We start from the raw sequence: 19,003 nt of genomic DNA, 5'->3' as shown, positions 1-19,003 counted from the left end.
GTTCAGGGTTTCGAGAATCCACGCCTTATGGATGGCCGCTCGGAGAACCAAACCGCTTTTCGATGTACGACTGCACCAGTTGATGAAACTCCTGGGCGATATTGTCACCACGCAAGGTCATCGCTTTTTGGCCATCTATGAAGACTGGGGCTGCAGGCGCCTCCCCCGTTCCGGGCAGGCTGATCCCGATATCTGCGTGCTTGCTTTCCCCTGGGCCATTGACGATGCAGCCCATCACGGCAACCTTCAGCGCTTCCACCCCGGGATACTGCTCGCGCCAGACGGGCATTTGCTCACGCAGAAAATCATCGATCTGCTTGGCCAGTTCCTGGAAGGTGGTGCTGGTCGTGCGGCCACAACCCGGGCAGGCAGTCACACTGGGCACGAACATGCGCAGCCCCAGGGCCTGAAGGATTTCAGACGCGACCACCACCTCCTGAGTACGTGCCTCACCCGGCTGGGGTGTCAAGGAGACCCGGATCGTGTCGCCAATACCTTCCTGCAGCAAAACCGCCAGCGCGGCCGAAGAAGCCACCGTCCCCTTGGTTCCCATGCCGGCTTCGGTCAACCCCAGATGCAACGCGTAATCGCAGCGCCTGGCCAATTCGCGGTACACCGAGATCAGATCCTGCACACCGCTGACCTTGCAGGACAGGATGATCTGGCTGCCATTGAGCCCCATGCGCTCAGCCTGCAATGCAGAATCAATGGCAGAGGCAATCAACGCCTCGTACATCACCTGACGGGCATCCCAAGGTTCTGCACGCTGGCTGTTGGCATCCATCAGACTCGCCAGCAGTTCCTGGTCCAGACTGCCCCAGTTCACACCAATGCGCACGCATTTATTCCAACGCACCGCCGCCTCGATCATCTGGCCGAACTGGCGGTCTCGCTTGTCCCCCTTGCCCACGTTGCCAGGATTGATGCGGTACTTGGACAGTGCCTGTGCACAGTCAGGGAACTCCGTGAGCAGTTTGTGTCCGTTGTAGTGAAAATCACCGACCAGAGGTACATCCACTCCCATGCGGTCGAGTTGTTCACGGATATAGGGCACAGCCTGAGCGGCTTCCGGGGTGTTGACGGTAATACGCACCAATTCAGAGCCAGCCTGGGCCAACTCCTTGACCTGGATGGCAGTGGCGATGGCATCGACCGTGTCAGTGTTGGTCATCGATTGCACACGCACCGGTGCGCCACCACCAATGGTGACCACTCTGCTGCCCCATACTGCGCGTGCTTGGCGCGTCTGGCGCTGGCGAGGGGTTGCGATGTCTATTGGAGCGTTGTTTGGCTGTGCCATCAGGGCTTCACCTCAAAGCGAGCAACGTTTTCACGGGTCACCGGGGCAAGGTCAAAAGGTTTGCCACGCACAAAGACCTCTGTGGCATCGGCCTTGCCGATGACCACCGACAGTGGCGGTTTTCCTTCTGCCACCACCGTCTCTCCCGCGGCCACGATACGCTGCAAGGTGGTTGCTCCCGAAGCATCCCGCACCTGAATCCAGGAAGCGCTTTTGGCCCGCAAAGCAAGCAAGTAGTCTCCGATCACCGGGCTGGACGCTGTCTCCACCGCTGCTTGCGCGACCAGCACCTCCGAAGCCGCAGGCTCGGCAGGACGCTGAACTTCTTGCACCGTAGCGGCGACAGGCCCTGCAGGCAGGACCTGCGGTGATGGCGACGGAGGCGGTGGTGCCGACTCGGTGGACAAAGGCGCCGCAGACTTCTCAGACACAGTCATGCGCTCGCCCATGGAGACCAACTCAGTCACCAGACCGGGGAAAAAGGCCAATACGGCCGCCCCCGCCAACAACAAAGCCACGGCCAAGAACATCGGACGTGTCAGAAAACTCAGTGCAGGCCCCACCCGGGAGGGCTCCGTTCCGTCACGGAAAGCCGTATTCACATCTGGCGCCTGAGGCTGCAAACGGGGCGCCGGGCCTGTCGGCATCAACGCAAGAATCGAAGCCGAATCGATTTTCAGGGCACGGCACACACTGCCCGCCAAAGCCCTGGCAAACACGGTGTCGGGCAAATGCTGGTAATCATCGGCTTCCAGCGCCCGCACCTTGCTCACAGGCACCTTCAACGACACCGCCAAGGCCTCGATGTGCATGCCTGCTGCCTCACGCGCAGTGCGCAGCATGGCCCCTGGAGAAGCCACTGCGCCCTGCCCCACATCGGTACCCACCCCTTCAGCGACGACGCCCATGTCACTCATCGAACGCCCCTCGATCCAACGCTGCCGTTTCCTTGGCTTGCGGGAAGCGCTTGCGCAGTTGCTCTGACAGCTGGCGCATCGCGACCGTCTCACCCAAGGCCCTCTCGACCTTGACGCCCAACCACAGGGTTTCAGCGTTGGCCAGCTCGCTGTTGTTGATGCGTCGGATGTAAAACTGGGCCCTGGTCAACTCACCCTTGCGGAAAAAGATGTCGGCAAGGTTGTAGCCCACGACGGGATTGGCCGTGTCCAGTTCATAGGCACGCAAAAAAGTCTTTTCGGCCTGAGCCAAATCACCGGCACGGGTCTGGCACAAGCCCTGGGCCATCAGCGTCTTGGTGCGAGCGGTGTAGCCCGGGTTGGCCAATGCCTCGATAAAACGCTTGTCGGCCTCGCCGTACTTTTGCTGGAGACACAAGAGCCAGGCATGGTTGTGCAACACGTTGGCATCACCGGGCCTGAGGCTCAACGCACGGCGAAAACTCTCGTCCGCCATCGGCAGATCGCTGAGTTGCATGTAGATCAAACCGCGCAGATTGTAGGCATCGGCAAAGCCAGGATCGGAAGCCAGAGCCTGCTTCACTTCGTCCAGCGCGAAAGCCACCTTGCCCGCTTCGAAATAACCCACCGCCAATTCCAGACGGATGCGTGCACGGCGCCGAGCGTCTGATTCATCAGAGGGCGTGACAATCTCTGCCGCAGCCCCTTGGGGTGCAGCGGCAGTGGAACAAGCCTGCAACGCAAGAACGCCAATCCACGGCAGCAGCATTGTTGCCAAGCGCACCCCAAACGCACTCCTAAGAGCCCTGCCTTCCGTCATGTCATGCCTCCTTGTTGTCAGATCCTGCGCCCATCACGGCAATGGGTATGGTGCGACGCTTGGCCATGCGTTGCGCAACGCGGGTGCGGTCCTGCACTTCTCCGGCCAGTTGACCGCACGCAGCATCAATATCATCACCCCGCGTTTTGCGTACCGTGGTGACAATCCCTGCCTCGCTGAGTATGCGTGCAAAAGCACTCACTTGCGCCGATTCAGATCGCCGCAACCCAGATGCGGGAAAGGGATTGAAAGGAATCAGATTGAACTTGCACCACACGCCTTTGCCGGCGTGCTTGCGCACCAATTCGACCAACTGGTGCGCGTGCTCCGGCTGATCGTTGACGCCATCGAGCATGCAGTACTCGAAGGTAATGAAATCCCGGGGTGCATGCACAAGGTAACGATTGCAGGCGTCCAGCAATTCGTCGATCGGATACTTGCGGTTGAGCGGCACCAGCACATCACGCAGCGCATCGTTGGGCGCATGCAGGGACACTGCCAAGGCCACCGGACAATCCGCAGCGAGCCGATCCATCATGGGGACCACACCGGACGTAGAGACCGTCAGGCGACGACGGGAAAGACCGTAGCCATGGTCGTCCAGCATGACACGCAACGCGGGAACCAGGGCCGAATAGTTCTGCAACGGCTCCCCCATACCCATCATCACCACATTGGAGATGACGCGGTCCTGGGTCTGGAAACGCTTGCGCAGCACATGCTCGGCAAACCACAGCTGCGAAACGATTTCGCCGGTGGTCAGGTTGCGGCTGAAACCTTGATGACCCGTGGAGCAGAAACGGCATCCCACCGCGCATCCGGCCTGCGAAGACACACAGAGCGTTCCTCGGTCGTCCTCGGGAATGAACACTGCTTCAACCGCGTTGCCCGCACCCACATCAAAAAGCCATTTGACGGTGCCATCTGCCGATTGGTGCTCACTGACCACCGGCAAGGGCAACACCTGGGCGCAACCCTTGAGCTTGTCCCGCAAGGACTTCGCCAGATCACTCATCTGGTCGAAATCCTGCGCGCCGCGCTGGTGAATCCAACGGAACAATTGGGTTGCGCGAAAACGCTTCTCCCCGAGCTGCTCACAGAAGGCCGTGAACCCATCGAGGTCGAAATCCAGCAGATTGACCGTCATGAGCTGGATTCCTGTTGGCAGATCCACAAGACACCGCAAGGCCCAGGGGCCACACGGCCGAGCCGGGGTTGCGGAATATGCAGCCTGCCAAAAACCATGTCAGCGGGAGTAAACGTTCAGGCCGGCAAAGAAGAATGCCACTTCCACCTGGGCGGTTTCTGCAGCGTCCGAACCGTGCACCGCGTTGGCATCGATGCTGTCGGCAAAGTCGGCGCGGATGGTGCCAGGGGCTGCCTTCTTGGGGTCGGTGGCACCCATCAGTTCACGGTTCTTGAGGATGGCGTTCTCGCCTTCCAGAACCTGGATCATGACGGGACCGGAAACCATGAAATCCACCAGGTCCTTGAAGAAGGGACGCTCTTTGTGCACAGCATAGAACTGCTCGGCCTCCAGGCGCGAGAGGTGCTGCATGCGTGCGGCAATGACCTTCAGGCCGGCAGCCTCAAAGCGGGCATAGATCTGACCGATGACATTCTTGGCAACTGCATCGGGCTTGATGATGGAAAGGGTACGTTCGATGGCCATTTTTTGTTCCTGGACAATGGGTTGAAGGTTATTTTTGCCGCCTTGGCAAAGCTTTTGATTTTAACCTGCGCGCGTGGGTGCCGTGATGTCAGCGTCCGCCACGTCGGCCTCCGCCCCCCGGCCCCGCTCGGCGCTGGGCCTTTCGCTGGCGCTGCAGACTGTCAGAGCCGATGTATCCGATGGACGTCTTGAGCGGGTCAGGCTGCCCAGCACCCGCTGCCGACCGCCCTGGTGTCTTGGGCCCTGCGACCCGGCCCGGCGCGGGCGCTCGCCCCCTGGGGGCTTGGGCGCGCCCATTGCCCTGACCAGGCTTTCCACGCCGCTGCGTGCCCTCACGGCCCGCCGCAGGTGGATTCCACTGTGCACCCGCAGCCCGCATCAGTGCGGCGATGTCTTGTGCATCCAGTTCCATCCAGGCACCGCGTTGCAGCCCCCGCGGCAGCACCATGGCGCCGTAGCGGATGCGGATCAGGCGGCTGACGGCATGCCCCACTGCCTCGAACATGCGACGCACCTCGCGATTGCGCCCCTCTGAGATGGTGACCCGGTACCAGCAATTGGAGCCTTCGCCCCCACCTTCCTCGATGGAGCCGAACGCCGCCACACCGTCATCCAACTGCACGCCCTCCAGCAAGCGGCTCTTTTCGTCCTGGCTCAGGGCGCCCAGAACACGCACCGCGTATTCGCGCTCCAGCCCAAATCGCGGGTGCATGAGCTTGTTGGCCAACTCCCCCGAATTGGTAAACAGCAGCAAGCCCTCCGTATTCAGATCCAGCCGTCCAACGGACTGCCACTTGCCCTGCGCCAGCCGGGGCAGCTTGCGAAAGACGGTGGGACGGCTTTGCGGGTCGTCATGGGTCACCACTTCACCCACGGGCTTGTGGTACGCCAGCACACGCGGTGGCGGCGGATCGATCCGAAAGCGGATGGGCTTACCGTTGACCTTGATCTGGTCACCGTACTGGATGCGCTGACCAATGTGCGCAGGCTCGTTGTTGACCGAGATACGGCCTTCCAGGATCAGTTGCTCCATCTCCAGACGGGAGCCCAGGCCTGCCTGGGCCAGCACCTTGTGCAACTTGGGCGTCTCGACCTGGGGCTGCAACACCCGCTTGGCTGGTGAGGGCACATCGGTTCGGGTCTCGTCTGCATCGAACTGCCCCGACACCACATCGGCGAACGCATAGCCTTCGACGCGCTCGGCTTGGTCTGCGGAACGGCGCGCACGCTGGGGCCGCACCGGTTCGGTAGAAGCCTCCGGCTCCACCGTCGAAGGTGTGGCAGTGGGCTCAGGGGTTGGTGTGTCGTTCATGGCTTCAAATCCAATAATGGGTCGGCGGGCGGGTCGTCACTGGCGGGCGCCTCCAGCAAAGCTGGCGGCTCTTGCGGCGCGGAAGCGTCGGCAGAGTCAGCCAGCTCGGGCAATGAGGCCTGGGCTGGGTCGGTGTCTTCCGAAAGGCCTGCCAGCAAACGCTCTTGCACGGACGACTCTTCCAGAGCCGGCAACTGATCCAGAGAAGACAGCCCCAGGTCATCCAGGAACTGTCTCGTGGTCGCCAGCAGTGCCGGGCGTCCCACGGTTTCGCGGTGGCCTATCACTTCCACCCAGCCCCGGTCTTCCAGTTGCTTGATGATGAGGCTGTTGACGGTGACCCCCCGAATGTCTTCGATGTCTCCGCGCGTCACGGGTTGCCGATAGGCGATGATGGCCAGCGTTTCCAGGGTGGCGCGCGAGTAGCGCGGAGGCTTCTCTGGATGCAACCGGTCCAGGTACACCCGCATCTCGGGGCGACTCTGAAACCGCCACCCCGACGCCACCTGCACCAGCTCCACGCCTCGCTGTGCCCATTCGTACTGAAGCTCCTGCAACAACATTTTGAGCGTATCGGAGCCCAGTGCATCATCGAACAGCGTCCGCAGCTCGCGCAAGGGCAAGGGCTGCGGTGCGCAGATCAATGCAGTTTCAAGGACCCGTTTGGCATCCACCGTGTTCATGGTTCAGCGGTTCCGGGAAAAAATGGGCCCCAGATTCCCTCTGGAACACCATACAAACAGAAGAAGCCCATCAAGGGGGGCTGGAGCTGCAGCGATCTTGTCGCTGCGCCATCGCCATTGCAGGCGAGGGCCTGTGGGCGACGAAAACACCGGCACGGATCAGCGAATGCCCGCCCAGGTCATTTCGGCGGATTGTAGCCCAGTCCCGCCGCAGCCAGGGCCTGCTGCATATCTGGCGGCAGGGGCGCGTGAAACTCCAGCGCAGTCCCCTGCACGGGATGGTTGAACGCCAGACGAAACGCATGCAGTGCCTGGCGCTGCAAGCCCAGCGCGGGATGACCGCCGTAGAGCGCATCGGCCACCAATGGGTGCCCCAGGTGGGCCATGTGCACCCTGATCTGGTGGGTGCGACCCGTGTGCAGGGTGCATCGTACCCAGCATACCTGGTCGTTACCGGCCAGCAGCTCCACATCCGTGCGCGCCGGCTTGCCGGAATGCTGGGCCAGATCCACCACCGCCATGCGCAGGCGGTTGCGCGGATCCCTGCCGATCGGCAATTCGACGCTCACCTGCATGCGCCCCCGCCATGGCCGGTGGGCCACGGCCTGGTACTGGCGCTGCACTTCGCGACGCCCAATCATGCCGACCAGCGTATCCATCGTGGCCCGCGTCTTGGCCACCACCATCAGACCACTGGTGTCCTTGTCCAGACGGTGGACGATGCCTGCGCGCGGAACACGGGTGCAGGCAGGGTCGTAGGCCAGCAAGCCATTGAGCAAGGTGCCGCCCCAGTTGCCGGGCGCCGGGTGCACCACCAGCCCTGAGGGCTTGTCGATCACCAGCAGGTGCTCATCCTCGTACACCACCTGCAGTGGCATGGGCTCCGGGCGGAAGGCCTGACTCTCCAGCGTGGGGCGCATCTCCAGGCGCAGCAGGTCGCCGACCTTGACCTTGTGCGCGGCCTTGAGGACGGGTTTGCCCTGCAGGCTGACGGCCCCCTGCTCGATCAGTTGCTGCAGGTAGCTGCGTGAGAACTCGGCCACGGCATCGGCCAGCATGCGATCGAGCCGCTGACCATGCTGAGCGGCGCCCACATCGATGGTGCGCCACTCGATGTCTTCCGCTGCCCCTGTCTCGTCGTCGCCGGGCTCAGCCGACCACGCCGTGGCAGCTTCATTGGGGTCGGCGGGAACGCCGGTAGCCTCCATGCAGTGGATCAACGAGAGGGCAGGAAGCGCGATGGATCCACCGGTTTGCCCTGGCGACGGATCTCGAAATGCAGCTTCACACGATCGGCGTCGGTGCTGCCCATCTCGGCAATCTTCTGGCCTTTGCGCACGTTCTGGTCTTCTTTGACCAGCAAGGTCTGATTGTGTGCGTAGGCAGTCAGATAGGTATTGTTGTGCTTGAGGATGATGAGGTTGCCATAACCCCGCAAACCTGCGCCGGAATACACCACCCGCCCATCCGCCGCGGCAAGCACCGGATCTCCGGCCTTGCCACCGATGTCCAGACCCTTGTTGCGGGCTTCGTCAAACCCTGCCAACACCTGCCCGCTCGCAGGCCAGATGAAGCCCATGTCATCGTCAGACCCAGCAGCCACGGGCGCTGGCGCCGGAGCCGGCGTTGGAGCAGAAGCGGCACTGGCCGCAGGTGCCGTCGCAGGTGCAGGCGCCGCACCCGACGCCGCAGGCTTGGCCGGGGTGGCCACCGGCGCAGGCGCCACGGTGGACGAAGTGACCGGCCGGGTCACCACCCCCGAAGACTCGCTGGCGGCCGCCACCACCGCGCCCGGCGCCAGTACCCGCAGCACCTGACCGACTTCGATCAGATTGGGGTTGTCCAGATTGTTCCAGCGGGCAATGTCCTTCCAGCTCTGGCCGGTATCCAGCCCGATGCGGATGAGTGTGTCACCGGGCTTGACTGTGTAATAACCCGGCTTGCCTGCATTTTCAGCACCCGGCATGGGCTTGGCAGGGACCACTTCGCCGGACTGCACCGGCACTGCCGCGGCGGTGCCCCGGTCCTCCACCGGCGCCTTGGTCATGCGGGTTCCACAGCCCGTCAGCGCCAGGCCCAACAGGACGGCAAACCACCAGTGACCGCGGCCACGCGAGAGCAACATAGACAAAACGAATCTCCTTCAGTCAGGCAACGCCCGATTTTAGGGGGACAAAATGCACGGGTTCGAGCACGGTTTGTTTCAATCCGTGCGTGGTCCTGTCCACCACCAGAAGCACTTGCTGCCCATCGGCAAGGGCTGTGGGTGCCACCAGACGCCCACCCACGGCGAGTTGCTCGCACCAAGCAAGCGGCAACTGCGACCCGCCGGCCGCAGCGACGATGCCGGCATAGGGTGCGCCCTTGGCATAGCCTTCCATGCCATCGCCCAGAATCAGATGCACATTGGCCAGGCGCAACGGCCGCAGGTTGGTGCGTGCCTTCTCGTGCAGCCCACGCAGACGCTCAATGCTGTAAACCTCACGCGCCAGACGCGCCAGCACGGCAGCCTGGTAACCGCAACCCGTACCCACCTCCAACACCCGGCCCAGGCCTGCGGCACTGCGTGCAATCTCGGCACCCAGCAACAGTTCCATCATGCGCGCCACGACACTGGGTTTGGAGATGGTCTGCCCCAGCCCAATGGGCAGGCTGGTGTCCTCGTAGGCCTGGTTGACCAGGGCACTGTCCACAAAGCGGTGGCGCTCCACCGCGCCCATGGCCGTGAGCACGGCACCTGAGCTCACCCCGCCAGCAGCCAGGCGCTGCACCATGCGCGCGCGCACCGCTGCGGAGTCCAACCCCAGCCCGGCCGGCGCCGGAATGGACACCGGCCGCTGCACCGCAGGCACCGCCGCAGGGCGCTGCCCGCCAGGCACAGACGGTGCGATGCGTGCCGGAAAACCAGGGCGGCGCTGCTGCATCATTCCCTCAGCGCAGCGGGTTCGGTCCCTGCGGACAAACGGGCCGCCGTCTGCGCCCAGTACCCCAGGTTCTGGTGGTCGGTCAGATCGACTTTGAGCGGCGTCACCGAGACATGCCCCAGCGCCGTGGCATGGAAATCGGTGCCTTCGCTGTCGTCCAGCGCCGCGCCTGCACCACCGATCCAGTACATGGTCTCACCCCGCGGGCTGACCTGGGTGATGACACGCTCGGCGGCATGGCGCCGCCCCAGGCGGCACAGCTTGATGCCACGCAGGGCCTGCAGGGGCAGGTTGGGAATGTTCACGTTGAGCAACCAGGGTGTCTGGCCCACGAGCTTCAGTGCAAGCATCTGACGCACCATGTCGGCCGCCTTCTGCGCCGCCGCTTCCAGCTCGCCCCAACCCTTGTCCACCTGCGAAAACGCGATGGCGGGTATCCCGAACAGGTAGCCTTCCATGGCCGCACCCACGGTGCCCGAATAAATGGTGTCGTCCCCCATGTTGGCGCCATTGTTGATGCCAGAAACCACCAGATCCGGCCGGTAGCCCAACAACCCAGTCAGCGCAATGTGCACACAGTCGGCAGGCGTTCCGTTGACGTAGCGAAAGCCATTGGCCGCCTCGTGCACATAGAGGGGCGCATTGAGGGTCAGCGCATTGGACTTGGCGCTGTTGTTGTGCTCAGGGGCCACCACCTCCACATCGGCCACTTGCTGCAATGCGCGGTGCAGGGCCACGATGCCCGGGGCCTGGTAGCCGTCGTCGTTGGACAGAAGAATCTTCATGGTTCAGCACAGGGTTGGCGGCGATTGTAGGCGCCCGCCCGCCCCTGTGCCGTGCCCCCGGCGCCCGTCGCCCGTGGGACACACGAGGCCATGGTGCACACCTATCATCTGGCGTTCGATTTTCACGACCGGAGACCCCCCCATGCACGCATGGTTATGCACCAATCCCACGGGCGTCGAGGCCCTGGCCTGGACCGAACTGCCCACCCCCACGCCCAAGGCGGGCGAGGTGCTGGTGGAGATCAAGGCCGCCAGCCTGAATTTCCCTGACCTCTTGATCGTGCAGAACAAGTACCAGATCAAGCCGCCCCTGCCCTTTGTCCCCGGCGCCGAATACGCGGGCGTGGTGCAGGCCGTGGGTGAAGGCGTCACCCACCTGCAGGTGGGCCAGAACGTGGCCTGCCTCTCGGGCACGGGCGGTTTTGGCACCCACACGCTGGCACCTGCGGCGCTGTGCATGCCCCTGCCCGCAGGCTTCGGGCATGTCGATGCCGCCGCCTTCATCATGACCTATGCCACCTCGCACCACGCATTGATCGACCGCGGCCAACTCAAGGCCGGCGAAACGGTGCTCGTGCTGGGCGCCGCAGGCGGCGTGGGCACAGCGGCCATCCAGATTGCCAAGGCCGTGGGTGCCAAGGTGATTGCGGCCGCTTCCACCGACGAGAAATGCGCGCTGTGCACCTCCATCGGTGCCGACGCCACCATCAACTACACCCGTGAAGACCTGCGCGAAGCCCTCAAGCGCCTGACCGACGGCAAGGGGCCGGATGTGGTGTACGACCCCGTGGGCGGCGACTTCGCCGAACCCGCCTTCCGCGCCATTGCCTGGCGTGGGCGCTACCTGGTGATCGGCTTTGCCGCAGGCCCCATTCCTGCGCTGCCGCTGAACCTGCCGCTGCTCAAGGGCGCCAGCATCGTGGGCGTGTTCTGGGGCGAATTTTCCAAGCGCGAACCCAAGGCCAACGCCGCCATGATGATGGAGCTGGCCCAGTGGTACGGCCAGGGCAAGATCAAGCCCGTGATCGATCGCACCATGCCCATGGCCGAACTGCCCGCCGCCTATGCCCACATGGGCTCGCGCAGCGTGCAGGGCAAGCTGGTACTGGTGAACTGACATCAGCGACCCCTGCGGCGCTTCGCACCTTCCCCCCCCCCCCGCTCTTGCAGCGCTGCAGGCAGGGGGACGCGCCCGGCGCGGCAGGGCGGCTCTTGCGCGGGAGCCCTGGGATGGCCCACGCCAGCGTCATGCGCTGGAGGTGCCGCATGCATACAACAAATAGCTGACTTGTCTCTGGGGCGTGCACCCGCACGCACTGTGCAATCAGCGCCGCCTCTGTCACACTAGCAGGCCTTTCGACAGCTCCCTGTCCCAACCGCTGCCTGCCATGGCCGAACGCCCCCCATCAGACATTGCGCGCGAAACGCTCAAGCAACTCGCCCAGCGCCGCCTCCCCCCCACGCCGGAGCATTTTCGGCAGATCTACGACGAAATCGCCGGGGCCAGCTCGCCCCTGCCCTTCCCAGAACTGCCACTGCGCCAGATCCTGCGCATCATTCCCGGCCAGACACCGGCACAGAAGCGCCTGCTGGAGCAGTTCGAATCCGCCGTCAACCAAAAAGACTGGTCGGCCATGCAGACCGTTCTGGTGGGCTACGCCAAGCTGGGCGCCAGCACGCCGGCCGCCCACCTGGACGCCGCGCCCGCCACCACTGGCCCTGCGCCACTCAGCCCCACCATCGGCAGCACCGTCGGCGCCCGCCCTGGCACGGTGCACAAAGAACTGGCCGAACAACTCGCGCGCCTCATTGAGCATACACTCCATGGCCTGAGCAGCGATGACGCCCGCGTCCATCTGCTGGGCGAGCAATTGGTGGGCTTCCTGCGCCAGCCCGACCCGCCAGCCAGCACCCTCCAGCTCATGCTGGGCAACTTCACCTTCCGCCTGTCTTTCGCCGCCGAGGACCAGGCTGCCATTCGCAGCATGCTGCTGGAGTTGCTGAACATGGTGTTCACCAACATCACGGCGCTGAGCATCGACGACCAGTGGCTGCACGGCCAGGCCGAAGCGCTGGTGGCCGCCACGGCGCAGCCGCTCACACTGCGGCGGCTCGACGATGTGCAGCGCCGCCTCAAGGACGTGATCTTCAAGCAGACCGAGGCCAAGGGCCGGATGGTCGAAGCGCAGGATCAGATGAAGGAAATGCTGGCCACCTTCATCGAACGCCTGTCAGCCATGACGGATGCCAGCAGCGGCTACCAGAACAAGATGGAACGCTACGCCGAGCAGATCTCGCAAGCCAGCCGCATCGAGGACATCACCCCTGTGCTGGGCGAGGTGGTGCAGGCAACGCGCACCATGGCACTGGACACTCGACTGGCCCACGCCGAACTGACCGAACTGCGTGAGCGCACCGCCGAAAAACAGGCAGAGATGACTCGCCTGCAGAAAGAGCTGGACCAGGCCAGCGCCCAGGCACGACACGACCCGCTGACCGGCTCGCTCAACCGCAAGGGGTTGGACGAAGTGATGGAGCGCGAGATCGCACGCGCGCGCCGTTCCGACACACCGCTGTGCGTGGCCCTGCTCGACGTGGACAACTTCAAGCAACTCAACGACCGCCTGGGGCACGATACCGGCGACGCCGCCCTGGTGCACCTGGCCAACGTGGTACGCGCTGTCATGCGCCCGCAAGACCAGCTGTCGCGCTATGGGGGCGAGGAATTTGTGATCCTGCTGCCCGACACGACCCAGGAACAAGGCGTGGAAGCCATGCAGCGCCTGCAGCGCGAGCTGACCACACGCTTCTTCCTGCGCAACAACGAAAAGGTGCTCATCACCTTCAGTGCAGGCGTGGCCCAGATGACGCCCCAGGAGACCGCCACCGAAACCATCCGCCGCGCCGACCAAGGCATGTACCTGGCCAAGCGTGCGGGCAAGAACCGCGTGATTGCGGCCTGAGGGCCACCTCCTGCCCGCACCCGGCCCGTGGATGACAAGGTGGCTGGAACGCAGCCCATGGGCCCGCCCTGGCGCGGCCTCAGTGCACGGCGCATTTTGCTACTATTTTTATAGCTGCCAGCGCCCGTATTTATTGCTGTACAAGGCATTTTTACTTAAAACCAGCACAACTTTTGCGGCAGGGCTACCATGGGCGGCCATCCTTTGCGAAAGACGCCCATGAACGCTTTGCATCCCTCCCGCCTGGGTGCGCTGGCCCTGGCCGCCGCGCTCGCTGGCTGCGCCAGCGCACCAACGTTCCACTACACCGCGCCCAGCCAGCCCGAGGCCGCCTCGGGCTACACCGAGAAGCCGGGCTGGACCACCGCGAAGTTCGCTGTGGCCGCCGCCAACCCACTGGCCACCGACGCAGGCTACCAGGTGCTCAAGGCCGGCGGCTCGGCGGTGGACGCGGCCATCGCGGTGCAGATGGTGCTGACGCTGGTCGAGCCGCAGTCCAGCGGCATCGGCGGTGGCGCCTTCCTGCTGCATGCCAGCGGCGGCAAGGTAGAGGCCTATGACGGGCGCGAGACGGCCCCGGCCGCGGCCGACGAAAAACTCTTCCTCGACGCCAGCAGCAAGCCCCTGGCCTTCCACGACGGCGTGGTGGGCGGTCGCTCGGTCGGCGTGCCCGGCACCGTGCGCATGCTGGAGATGGCGCACCGCCAGCACGGCAAGCTGCCCTGGGCCGCGCTGTTCCAGCCGGCCATCCAACTGGCCGAGGGCGGCTTCAAGGTCAGCCCGCGCCTGCACACGCTGGTCAAGGGCGACGCCCACCTGAAAAAGGACCCGGTGGCCGCCGCCTACTTCTACAAGCCCGACGGCAACGCGCACGACGTGGGCTCCCACCTGCGCAACCCCGAGCTGGCCGCTGTGCTGCGCCGCATCGCCGCCGAGGGCAGCAAGGCCCTGCACGAGGGCGAGATCGCCCAGGCCATCGTGGACAAGGTGCAGAAGCACCCCACCAACCCCGGCAAGCTCAGTCTGGCCGACCTGGCGGGCTACCAGCCCAAGAAGCGCGAGGCCCTGTGCGTGGACTACCGCGCCCGCGCGCAGGACTACCGCCTGTGCGGCTTCCCGCCGCCGAGCTCGGGCGCCATCGCCGTGGGGCAGATCCTGGGCATCCTGAACCACACCAACGCCGCCAGCCTGCCGCTGCAGGACGGCCTGCCCACGGCGGACTGGTTGCACCTCTACACCGAGGCCTCGCGCCTGGCTTTCGCCGACCGCGCGCTCTACGTGGCCGACCCCGACTTCGTGCAGCCCCCCGGCGGCAGCTGGATGAGCCTGCTCGACCCGGCCTACCTCGCCAGCCGTGCCCAACTGATCGGCGCGCAAAGCATGAAGGTGGCCCAGCCCGGCAAGCCCGCCGGCACCCAGACCAGCCTGGCCCCCATGCCCGACCAGCCCGAGTACGGCACCAGCCACATCAGCATCGTGGACGGGCACGGCAATGCCCTGGCCATGACCACCACCATCGAGGACGCCTTCGGCGCGCGCCAGATGGTCAAGGGCTTTTTGCTGAACAACGAGCTGACCGACTTCAGCTTCGCCCCCGCCGATGCGCAAGGCGCTTCAATAGCCAACCGCGTGCAGCCCGGCAAGCGCCCGCGCTCGTCCATGGCGCCCACGCTGGTGCTCGACAAGGCCAGCGGCCAGGTGCTCATGAGCGGCGGCAGCCCCGGCGGCGCGCTCATCATCCACTACACGGCCAAGACGCTCTACGGCACGCTGCAATGGGGGCTGTCGCCGCAGCAGGCCATCAACCTGCCCAACTTCGGCTCGCTCAATGGCCCCTCACTGCTGGAGGAAAAGCGCTTCCCGCCCGCCACGGTGGAACAGTTGCGCATGCGCGGCGCCGAGGTGCGCGAGATGAACATGACCAGCGGCCTGCAGGCCCTGCAACGCGGCCAGGCCCAGGGCCGCCCGGCGTGGCTCGGCGGCGCCGACCCGCGCCGCGAAGGCGTGGTCATGGGTGATTGAGAGCGAAAAATGGCTCTGACGCCCTATTTATAGGCGCCAGAAGCTATTAAAATAGGAGCGGTTCAGCCGCTTACTCGGCCGATTCCATGCCCGGCGATGCACCGCCATCGCCCGCTGCGGGGTAGCCCAGCGGCTGGGCCGCGCCTCCCTCTGTCTGCCCAGACAGCTCCGGCAACGCCGCGAGCCGCTGGCTGGCCTTGTAGCCCTGCTCCACGGCGCGGCGCAGGTCGCTGAGCCGTGACAGCCAGTCGTACACCGCATTGACATCGACCCCGCCTCCAGCGCCTGCGTGCAGGAGCGACGCCTTCGCCGTCTGGTAGGCCTCCTCGAAGGCCGCACGGGCCTCGCCCGCCAGCCACGGTCCGCCCTGCGCCTGCTGCGTGCCTTCCGGGTCGGCGGCGGCAAAGAAGGCCTCCGCTGCCGTGAAGACCGGCACCACGCAGGCCACGATGTCGGTGCCCGGTGGCGCCGCATCCGCAGGCGCGCGCTCGGGCATGCCTGGCAGGATCAGCAGCGACAGCCCGGGCGATTCGTCCGCGCGCGGCGTGTGGTTGCCCTGTACGCCCACATGGTGCATCACCCGCGCCAGGGTGTCGAAATGCGTGGCGATGCGCAGCAACTCCGGCAACTGGGTCGCCACCTCCTTGTGCATGGCGCCCCGGCTGGTTTCGCTCACGAACTTGCCGATCTGCAACTGCAACTGCTCGATGGACTGGAGCTGACGCCCCAGGCGCACATCGGCCTGGGGCACAGGTGCTGTCCAGGGCAATGCCACGGGGTTGAGGCGCGTGGCCTCGCGCGCCAGTTGCATGGCCAGATGGCCCAGACGCGCCAGCTCGTGCCGCAGCGCCTGCAAGGCCAGCACCGGCACGGCCGCCACGTTGCGGTCCAGGTAGCGCGGGCGCGCCGCGTCCTCGTCGGCCGTGGTGAACCGCGCCAGCAGGAACCGCACCAGCGGTCCGGACAGCGGCCACATCAGCAGCACGCCCAGCAGGTTGAACAGCGTGTGGAAGAGCACCAGTTGCGTCACGGCATCGCCGCTGCCCGTGAGCCAGACGCCCACGGCATGGATCAGCCGCAGCAAGGGCGAGAGCACCGCCACGGCCACCACGGCGGTCACCACGTTGAACAGCACATGTGCCGCCGCCAGCCGGCGGGCATTGGACGTGGCGCCGATGGCCGCCAGGATGCCGGTGAGCGTGGTGCCGACGTTGGCGCCAATCACCACGCCCGCCCCCACCTCAACGGGCATCATGCCCCCAGCCACGGCGGTCAACACCAAGGTCAGCGTGGCCGACGAGGCCTGCAGCAGGATCGTCAGCCCAATGCCCAGCAGGCCTGCGAGGATCACTCCCGGCAGTGTTCCGTCGAGCTGCGGCAGGGCCTGGGGCCCCAGTCCTTCAAAGCCCTCCTTGAGCAAATCGATGCCCAAAAAGAGCACGCCAAACCCGGCCAAGGCCATGCCCAGCCCGCCCCGGCGCGTGCCCTCGCCCGTGAGCTTGAGCGCCATGCCCAGGCCGATGAACGGCAGGGCAAACGCGTCCACCTTCATCTTGAAGCCAATCCATGCCACCAGCCATCCCGTGACGGAAGAACCGAGGTTGGAGCCAAACACCACCCACAGCGCCGAGGTAAAGCTCAGCAGCCCGGCGTTGACGAAGCCGATGGCGGCCACGGTCATGGCCGTGGACGACTGCACCAGCGCCGTGAGCAACACACCCGTGGCCAGCCCGTGCAGGCGGGTGCGCGTCCAGGCGGCGAGAATACGCTCCAGGGCCCGGCCTGCGGCCAACTTGAGGCCGTCGGTCAGCATGGTCATGCCGAGCAGGAACAGGCCGATGCCGCCCAGCAGTGACACGGTGAGCATGCCGAAGGTGGGAGAGCTATTCATCGCACAACCGGATGCGGCCAAACCGCCACACGGATCCAACAATGGTCACACATCGATCGCACCCGCCGATCCAGCCTGCTTGCGCAATTCAAATTTCTGGATCTTGCCGGTGCTGGTCTTGGGTAGCTCACCGAACACCACGGCACGCGGCACCTTGAAGCCTGCCAGGTGCTTCTTGCAGTGCGCCACGATGTCCTCGGGCGTGGTGGTGGCGCCGACCTTGAGTTCGATGAAGGCACAGGGTGTTTCGCCCCACTTCGGATCGGGCTTGGCCACCACGGCGGCGGCCAGCACGTCGGGGTGGCGGTAAAGCACGTCTTCCACCTCGATGGACGAGATGTTCTCGCCGCCCGAGATGATGATGTCCTTGCTGCGGTCCTTGATCTTGATGTAGCCGTCGGGGTACTGCACGGCGAGGTCGCCGCTGTGGAACCAGCCCCCGGCAAAGGCCTCCTCGGTCGCCTTGGGGTTCTTCAGGTAGCCCTTCATGGCGATGTTGCCCTTGAACATGATCTCGCCCATGGTCTCGCCGTCCTGGGGCACCGGCTGCATGGTTTCGGGGTCGAGCACGCGCACGTCGCGCTCCAGGTGGTAGCGCACGCCCTGGCGGGCATTGAGACGCGCGCGCTCGCCGATGTCGAGGTCGTTCCAGGCCTCGTGTTTGGCGCACACGGTGGCGGGGCCATACACCTCGGTCAGGCCGTACACATGGGTCAGGTCAAAGCCCATCTTCTCCATGCCCTCGATCATCGAGGCCGGTGGCGCAGCGCCCGCCACCATGGCCTTGACGCCTGCGGGTACGCCCGCCTTCATGGCCTCGGGCGCGTTCACCAGCAGCCCATGCACGATGGGTGCGCCGCAGTAGTGCGTGACGCCGTGGTTGCGGATGGCGTCGAAGATGGCCTGCGCCTCCACGCGTCGCAGGCACACGTTGACGCCCGCGCGCGCCGCCACCGTCCAGGGGAAGCACCAGCCGTTGCAATGGAACATGGGCAGCGTCCACAGGTACACGGCGTGCTTGGGCATGTCCCACTCCAGCACGTTGCTGATGGCGTTGGTATAGGCACCCCGGTGGTGATACACCACGCCCTTGGGATTGCCCGTGGTGCCCGAGGTGTAATTCAGCGCGATGGCATCCCATTCGTCAGCAGGCAGTTCCCAGGCGAACCGTGGGTCGCCGCCCGCCACGAAGGCCTCGTAGGTCGTGCTGCCGACCGTCTGGCTGGCAGGGCCGTAGACGGCATCCTCCACGTCGATCAGCAGCAGTGGCGCGGTGGACTGGCGCAACGCCAGCGCCTTGGCCAGGGTGGGCGCGAACTCGGGGTCCACGATCACGGCCTTGGCCTCGCCGTGGTCGAGCATGAAGGCGATGGCCTCGGGGTCCAGGCGCGTGTTCAGCGCGTTGAGCACGGCGCCCGCCATGGGCACGCCAAAGTGCGCCTCGACCATGGGCGGCGTGTTGGGCAGCATCACGGCCACGGTGTCGTTCTTGCCGATACCGGCACGGCGCAGGCTGCTGGCGAGCTGGCGGCAGCGCGCGTAGGTCTGCGCCCAGGTCTGGCGCAGGCTGCCGTGCACGATGGCCAGGCGGTCGGGATACACCTCGGCGGTGCGCTCGATGAAACTCAATGGGGACAGCGGTGCGAAGTTGGCGGCGGTGCGGGGCAGGTGCTGGTCGAAGATGGAAGTCATGGGCAAACAATCGGTAGAGGTG

At 65.1% G+C, this 19,003-nt stretch carries 16 protein-coding genes; 3 read left to right on the top strand and 13 right to left on the bottom strand.

Features of this window, described 5'->3' with window-relative positions; all coding sequences use genetic code 11:
• Positions 1-25 precede the first annotated feature (25 nt).
• The 11 genes from ispG to surE form a co-directional block, all read right to left on the bottom strand.
• A complete protein-coding gene (gene ispG / locus MJ602_RS14270; protein WP_243021506.1) occupies positions 26-1,300 on the bottom strand; it encodes a flavodoxin-dependent (E)-4-hydroxy-3-methylbut-2-enyl-diphosphate synthase in 1,275 nt (424 codons plus the stop codon).
• On the bottom strand, positions 1,300-2,112 hold the full coding sequence (locus tag MJ602_RS14265; RefSeq protein WP_243021505.1) for a RodZ domain-containing protein: 813 nt from the start codon (positions 2,110-2,112) through the stop codon (positions 1,300-1,302). The genes ispG and MJ602_RS14265 overlap by 1 nt, the downstream gene beginning before the upstream one ends.
• A 97-nt stretch (positions 2,113-2,209) precedes the next feature.
• On the bottom strand, positions 2,210-3,037 hold the full coding sequence (pilW, locus tag MJ602_RS14260; protein WP_243021504.1) for a type IV pilus biogenesis/stability protein PilW: 828 nt from the start codon (positions 3,035-3,037) through the stop codon (positions 2,210-2,212).
• A 1-nt stretch (position 3,038) separates the two neighbouring features.
• Complete coding sequence (rlmN, locus tag MJ602_RS14255; RefSeq protein WP_243021503.1) at positions 3,039-4,184, bottom strand: dual-specificity RNA methyltransferase RlmN; 1,146 nt, start codon at positions 4,182-4,184, stop codon at positions 3,039-3,041.
• Positions 4,185-4,283: 99 nt separating this feature from the next.
• Positions 4,284-4,709 carry a nucleoside-diphosphate kinase gene (gene ndk / locus MJ602_RS14250; protein WP_162015717.1) on the bottom strand — a complete coding sequence of 142 codons (426 nt, stop codon included), beginning with the start codon at positions 4,707-4,709 and terminating at the stop codon, positions 4,284-4,286.
• 88 nt (positions 4,710-4,797) lie between these two features.
• The gene (locus tag MJ602_RS14245) at positions 4,798-6,021 is read right to left on the bottom strand and encodes a pseudouridine synthase (RefSeq protein WP_243021502.1); all 1,224 of its coding nucleotides are present in this window, start codon (positions 6,019-6,021) and stop codon (positions 4,798-4,800) included.
• Entirely contained in the window at positions 6,018-6,704 is a 687-nt protein-coding gene (scpB, locus tag MJ602_RS14240; protein ID WP_243021501.1) for an SMC-Scp complex subunit ScpB, read from the bottom strand. Before scpB ends, MJ602_RS14245 begins: the two co-directional genes overlap by 4 nt.
• 179 nt (positions 6,705-6,883) lie before the next feature.
• Complete coding sequence (locus MJ602_RS14235; protein WP_243021500.1) at positions 6,884-7,912, bottom strand: RluA family pseudouridine synthase; 1,029 nt, start codon at positions 7,910-7,912, stop codon at positions 6,884-6,886.
• A gap of 8 nt (positions 7,913-7,920) precedes the next feature.
• Positions 7,921-8,829, bottom strand: coding sequence for a peptidoglycan DD-metalloendopeptidase family protein (locus MJ602_RS14230; protein ID WP_243021512.1), 909 nt, complete (start codon positions 8,827-8,829; stop codon positions 7,921-7,923).
• Positions 8,830-8,851: 22 nt separating this feature from the next.
• Positions 8,852-9,628, bottom strand: a complete 777-nt coding sequence (locus tag MJ602_RS14225) for a protein-L-isoaspartate(D-aspartate) O-methyltransferase (protein ID WP_243021511.1) — start codon at positions 9,626-9,628, stop codon at positions 8,852-8,854.
• Positions 9,628-10,413 carry a 5'/3'-nucleotidase SurE gene (gene surE / locus MJ602_RS14220; RefSeq protein WP_243021499.1) on the bottom strand — a complete coding sequence of 262 codons (786 nt, stop codon included), beginning with the start codon at positions 10,411-10,413 and terminating at the stop codon, positions 9,628-9,630. The genes MJ602_RS14225 and surE overlap by 1 nt, the downstream gene beginning before the upstream one ends.
• 142 nt (positions 10,414-10,555) lie before the next feature.
• Between surE and MJ602_RS14215 the strand changes: the two genes are divergently transcribed.
• The 3 genes from MJ602_RS14215 (at position 10,556) to MJ602_RS14205 (ending at position 15,398) form a co-directional block, all read left to right on the top strand.
• Positions 10,556-11,530, top strand: a complete 975-nt coding sequence (locus MJ602_RS14215) for an NADPH:quinone oxidoreductase family protein (RefSeq protein WP_162015714.1) — start codon at positions 10,556-10,558, stop codon at positions 11,528-11,530.
• A 271-nt stretch (positions 11,531-11,801) separates the two neighbouring features.
• Positions 11,802-13,376, top strand: a complete 1,575-nt coding sequence (locus tag MJ602_RS14210; protein WP_243021498.1) for a GGDEF domain-containing protein — start codon at positions 11,802-11,804, stop codon at positions 13,374-13,376.
• 219 nt (positions 13,377-13,595) lie between these two features.
• Positions 13,596-15,398, top strand: a complete 1,803-nt coding sequence (locus MJ602_RS14205) for a gamma-glutamyltransferase family protein (RefSeq protein ID WP_243021497.1) — start codon at positions 13,596-13,598, stop codon at positions 15,396-15,398.
• A gap of 70 nt (positions 15,399-15,468) precedes the next feature.
• Here the strand turns inward: MJ602_RS14205 and MJ602_RS14200 are convergent, their stop codons facing one another.
• Positions 15,469-17,289 (bottom strand): Na/Pi cotransporter family protein, encoded by a 1,821-nt coding sequence (locus tag MJ602_RS14200; protein ID WP_243021496.1) that lies wholly within the window; start codon positions 17,287-17,289, stop codon positions 15,469-15,471.
• A gap of 45 nt (positions 17,290-17,334) precedes the next feature.
• Complete coding sequence (locus MJ602_RS14195) at positions 17,335-18,981, bottom strand: acyl-CoA synthetase (protein WP_243021495.1); 1,647 nt, start codon at positions 18,979-18,981, stop codon at positions 17,335-17,337.
• Positions 18,982-19,003: the final 22 nt, after the last annotated feature.

The sequence above is a fragment of the Simplicispira sedimenti genome (genome assembly GCF_022760965.1).
Classification (GTDB): Bacteria; Pseudomonadota; Gammaproteobacteria; order Burkholderiales; family Burkholderiaceae_C; genus Simplicispira; species Simplicispira sedimenti.
This window is presented reverse-complemented; position numbering and strand designations above follow the sequence as displayed.

Excerpts from the sequence above, each read along its gene's own strand:
- surE (WP_243021499.1), bottom strand. The coding sequence starts at position 10,413 with ATGAAGATTCTTCTGTCCAACGACGACGGCTACCAGGCCCCGGGCATC.
- MJ602_RS14230 (WP_243021512.1), bottom strand. The coding sequence starts at position 8,829 with ATGTTGCTCTCGCGTGGCCGCGGTCACTGGTGGTTTGCCGTCCTGTTG.
- MJ602_RS14210 (WP_243021498.1), top strand. The coding sequence starts at position 11,802 with ATGGCCGAACGCCCCCCATCAGACATTGCGCGCGAAACGCTCAAGCAA.
- MJ602_RS14225 (WP_243021511.1), bottom strand. The coding sequence starts at position 9,628 with ATGCAGCAGCGCCGCCCTGGTTTTCCGGCACGCATCGCACCGTCTGTG.
- MJ602_RS14235 (WP_243021500.1), bottom strand. The coding sequence starts at position 7,912 with ATGGAGGCTACCGGCGTTCCCGCCGACCCCAATGAAGCTGCCACGGCG.
- ispG (WP_243021506.1), bottom strand. The coding sequence starts at position 1,300 with ATGGCACAGCCAAACAACGCTCCAATAGACATCGCAACCCCTCGCCAG.
- MJ602_RS14265 (WP_243021505.1), bottom strand. The coding sequence starts at position 2,112 with ATGCACATCGAGGCCTTGGCGGTGTCGTTGAAGGTGCCTGTGAGCAAG.
- MJ602_RS14215 (WP_162015714.1), top strand. The coding sequence starts at position 10,556 with ATGCACGCATGGTTATGCACCAATCCCACGGGCGTCGAGGCCCTGGCC.
- scpB (WP_243021501.1), bottom strand. The coding sequence starts at position 6,704 with ATGAACACGGTGGATGCCAAACGGGTCCTTGAAACTGCATTGATCTGC.
- rlmN (WP_243021503.1), bottom strand. The coding sequence starts at position 4,184 with ATGACGGTCAATCTGCTGGATTTCGACCTCGATGGGTTCACGGCCTTC.
- MJ602_RS14245 (WP_243021502.1), bottom strand. The coding sequence starts at position 6,021 with ATGAACGACACACCAACCCCTGAGCCCACTGCCACACCTTCGACGGTG.
- MJ602_RS14205 (WP_243021497.1), top strand. The coding sequence starts at position 13,596 with ATGAACGCTTTGCATCCCTCCCGCCTGGGTGCGCTGGCCCTGGCCGCC.
- ndk (WP_162015717.1), bottom strand. The coding sequence starts at position 4,709 with ATGGCCATCGAACGTACCCTTTCCATCATCAAGCCCGATGCAGTTGCC.
- pilW (WP_243021504.1), bottom strand. The coding sequence starts at position 3,037 with ATGACGGAAGGCAGGGCTCTTAGGAGTGCGTTTGGGGTGCGCTTGGCA.
- MJ602_RS14200 (WP_243021496.1), bottom strand. The coding sequence starts at position 17,289 with ATGAATAGCTCTCCCACCTTCGGCATGCTCACCGTGTCACTGCTGGGC.
- MJ602_RS14195 (WP_243021495.1), bottom strand. The coding sequence starts at position 18,981 with ATGACTTCCATCTTCGACCAGCACCTGCCCCGCACCGCCGCCAACTTC.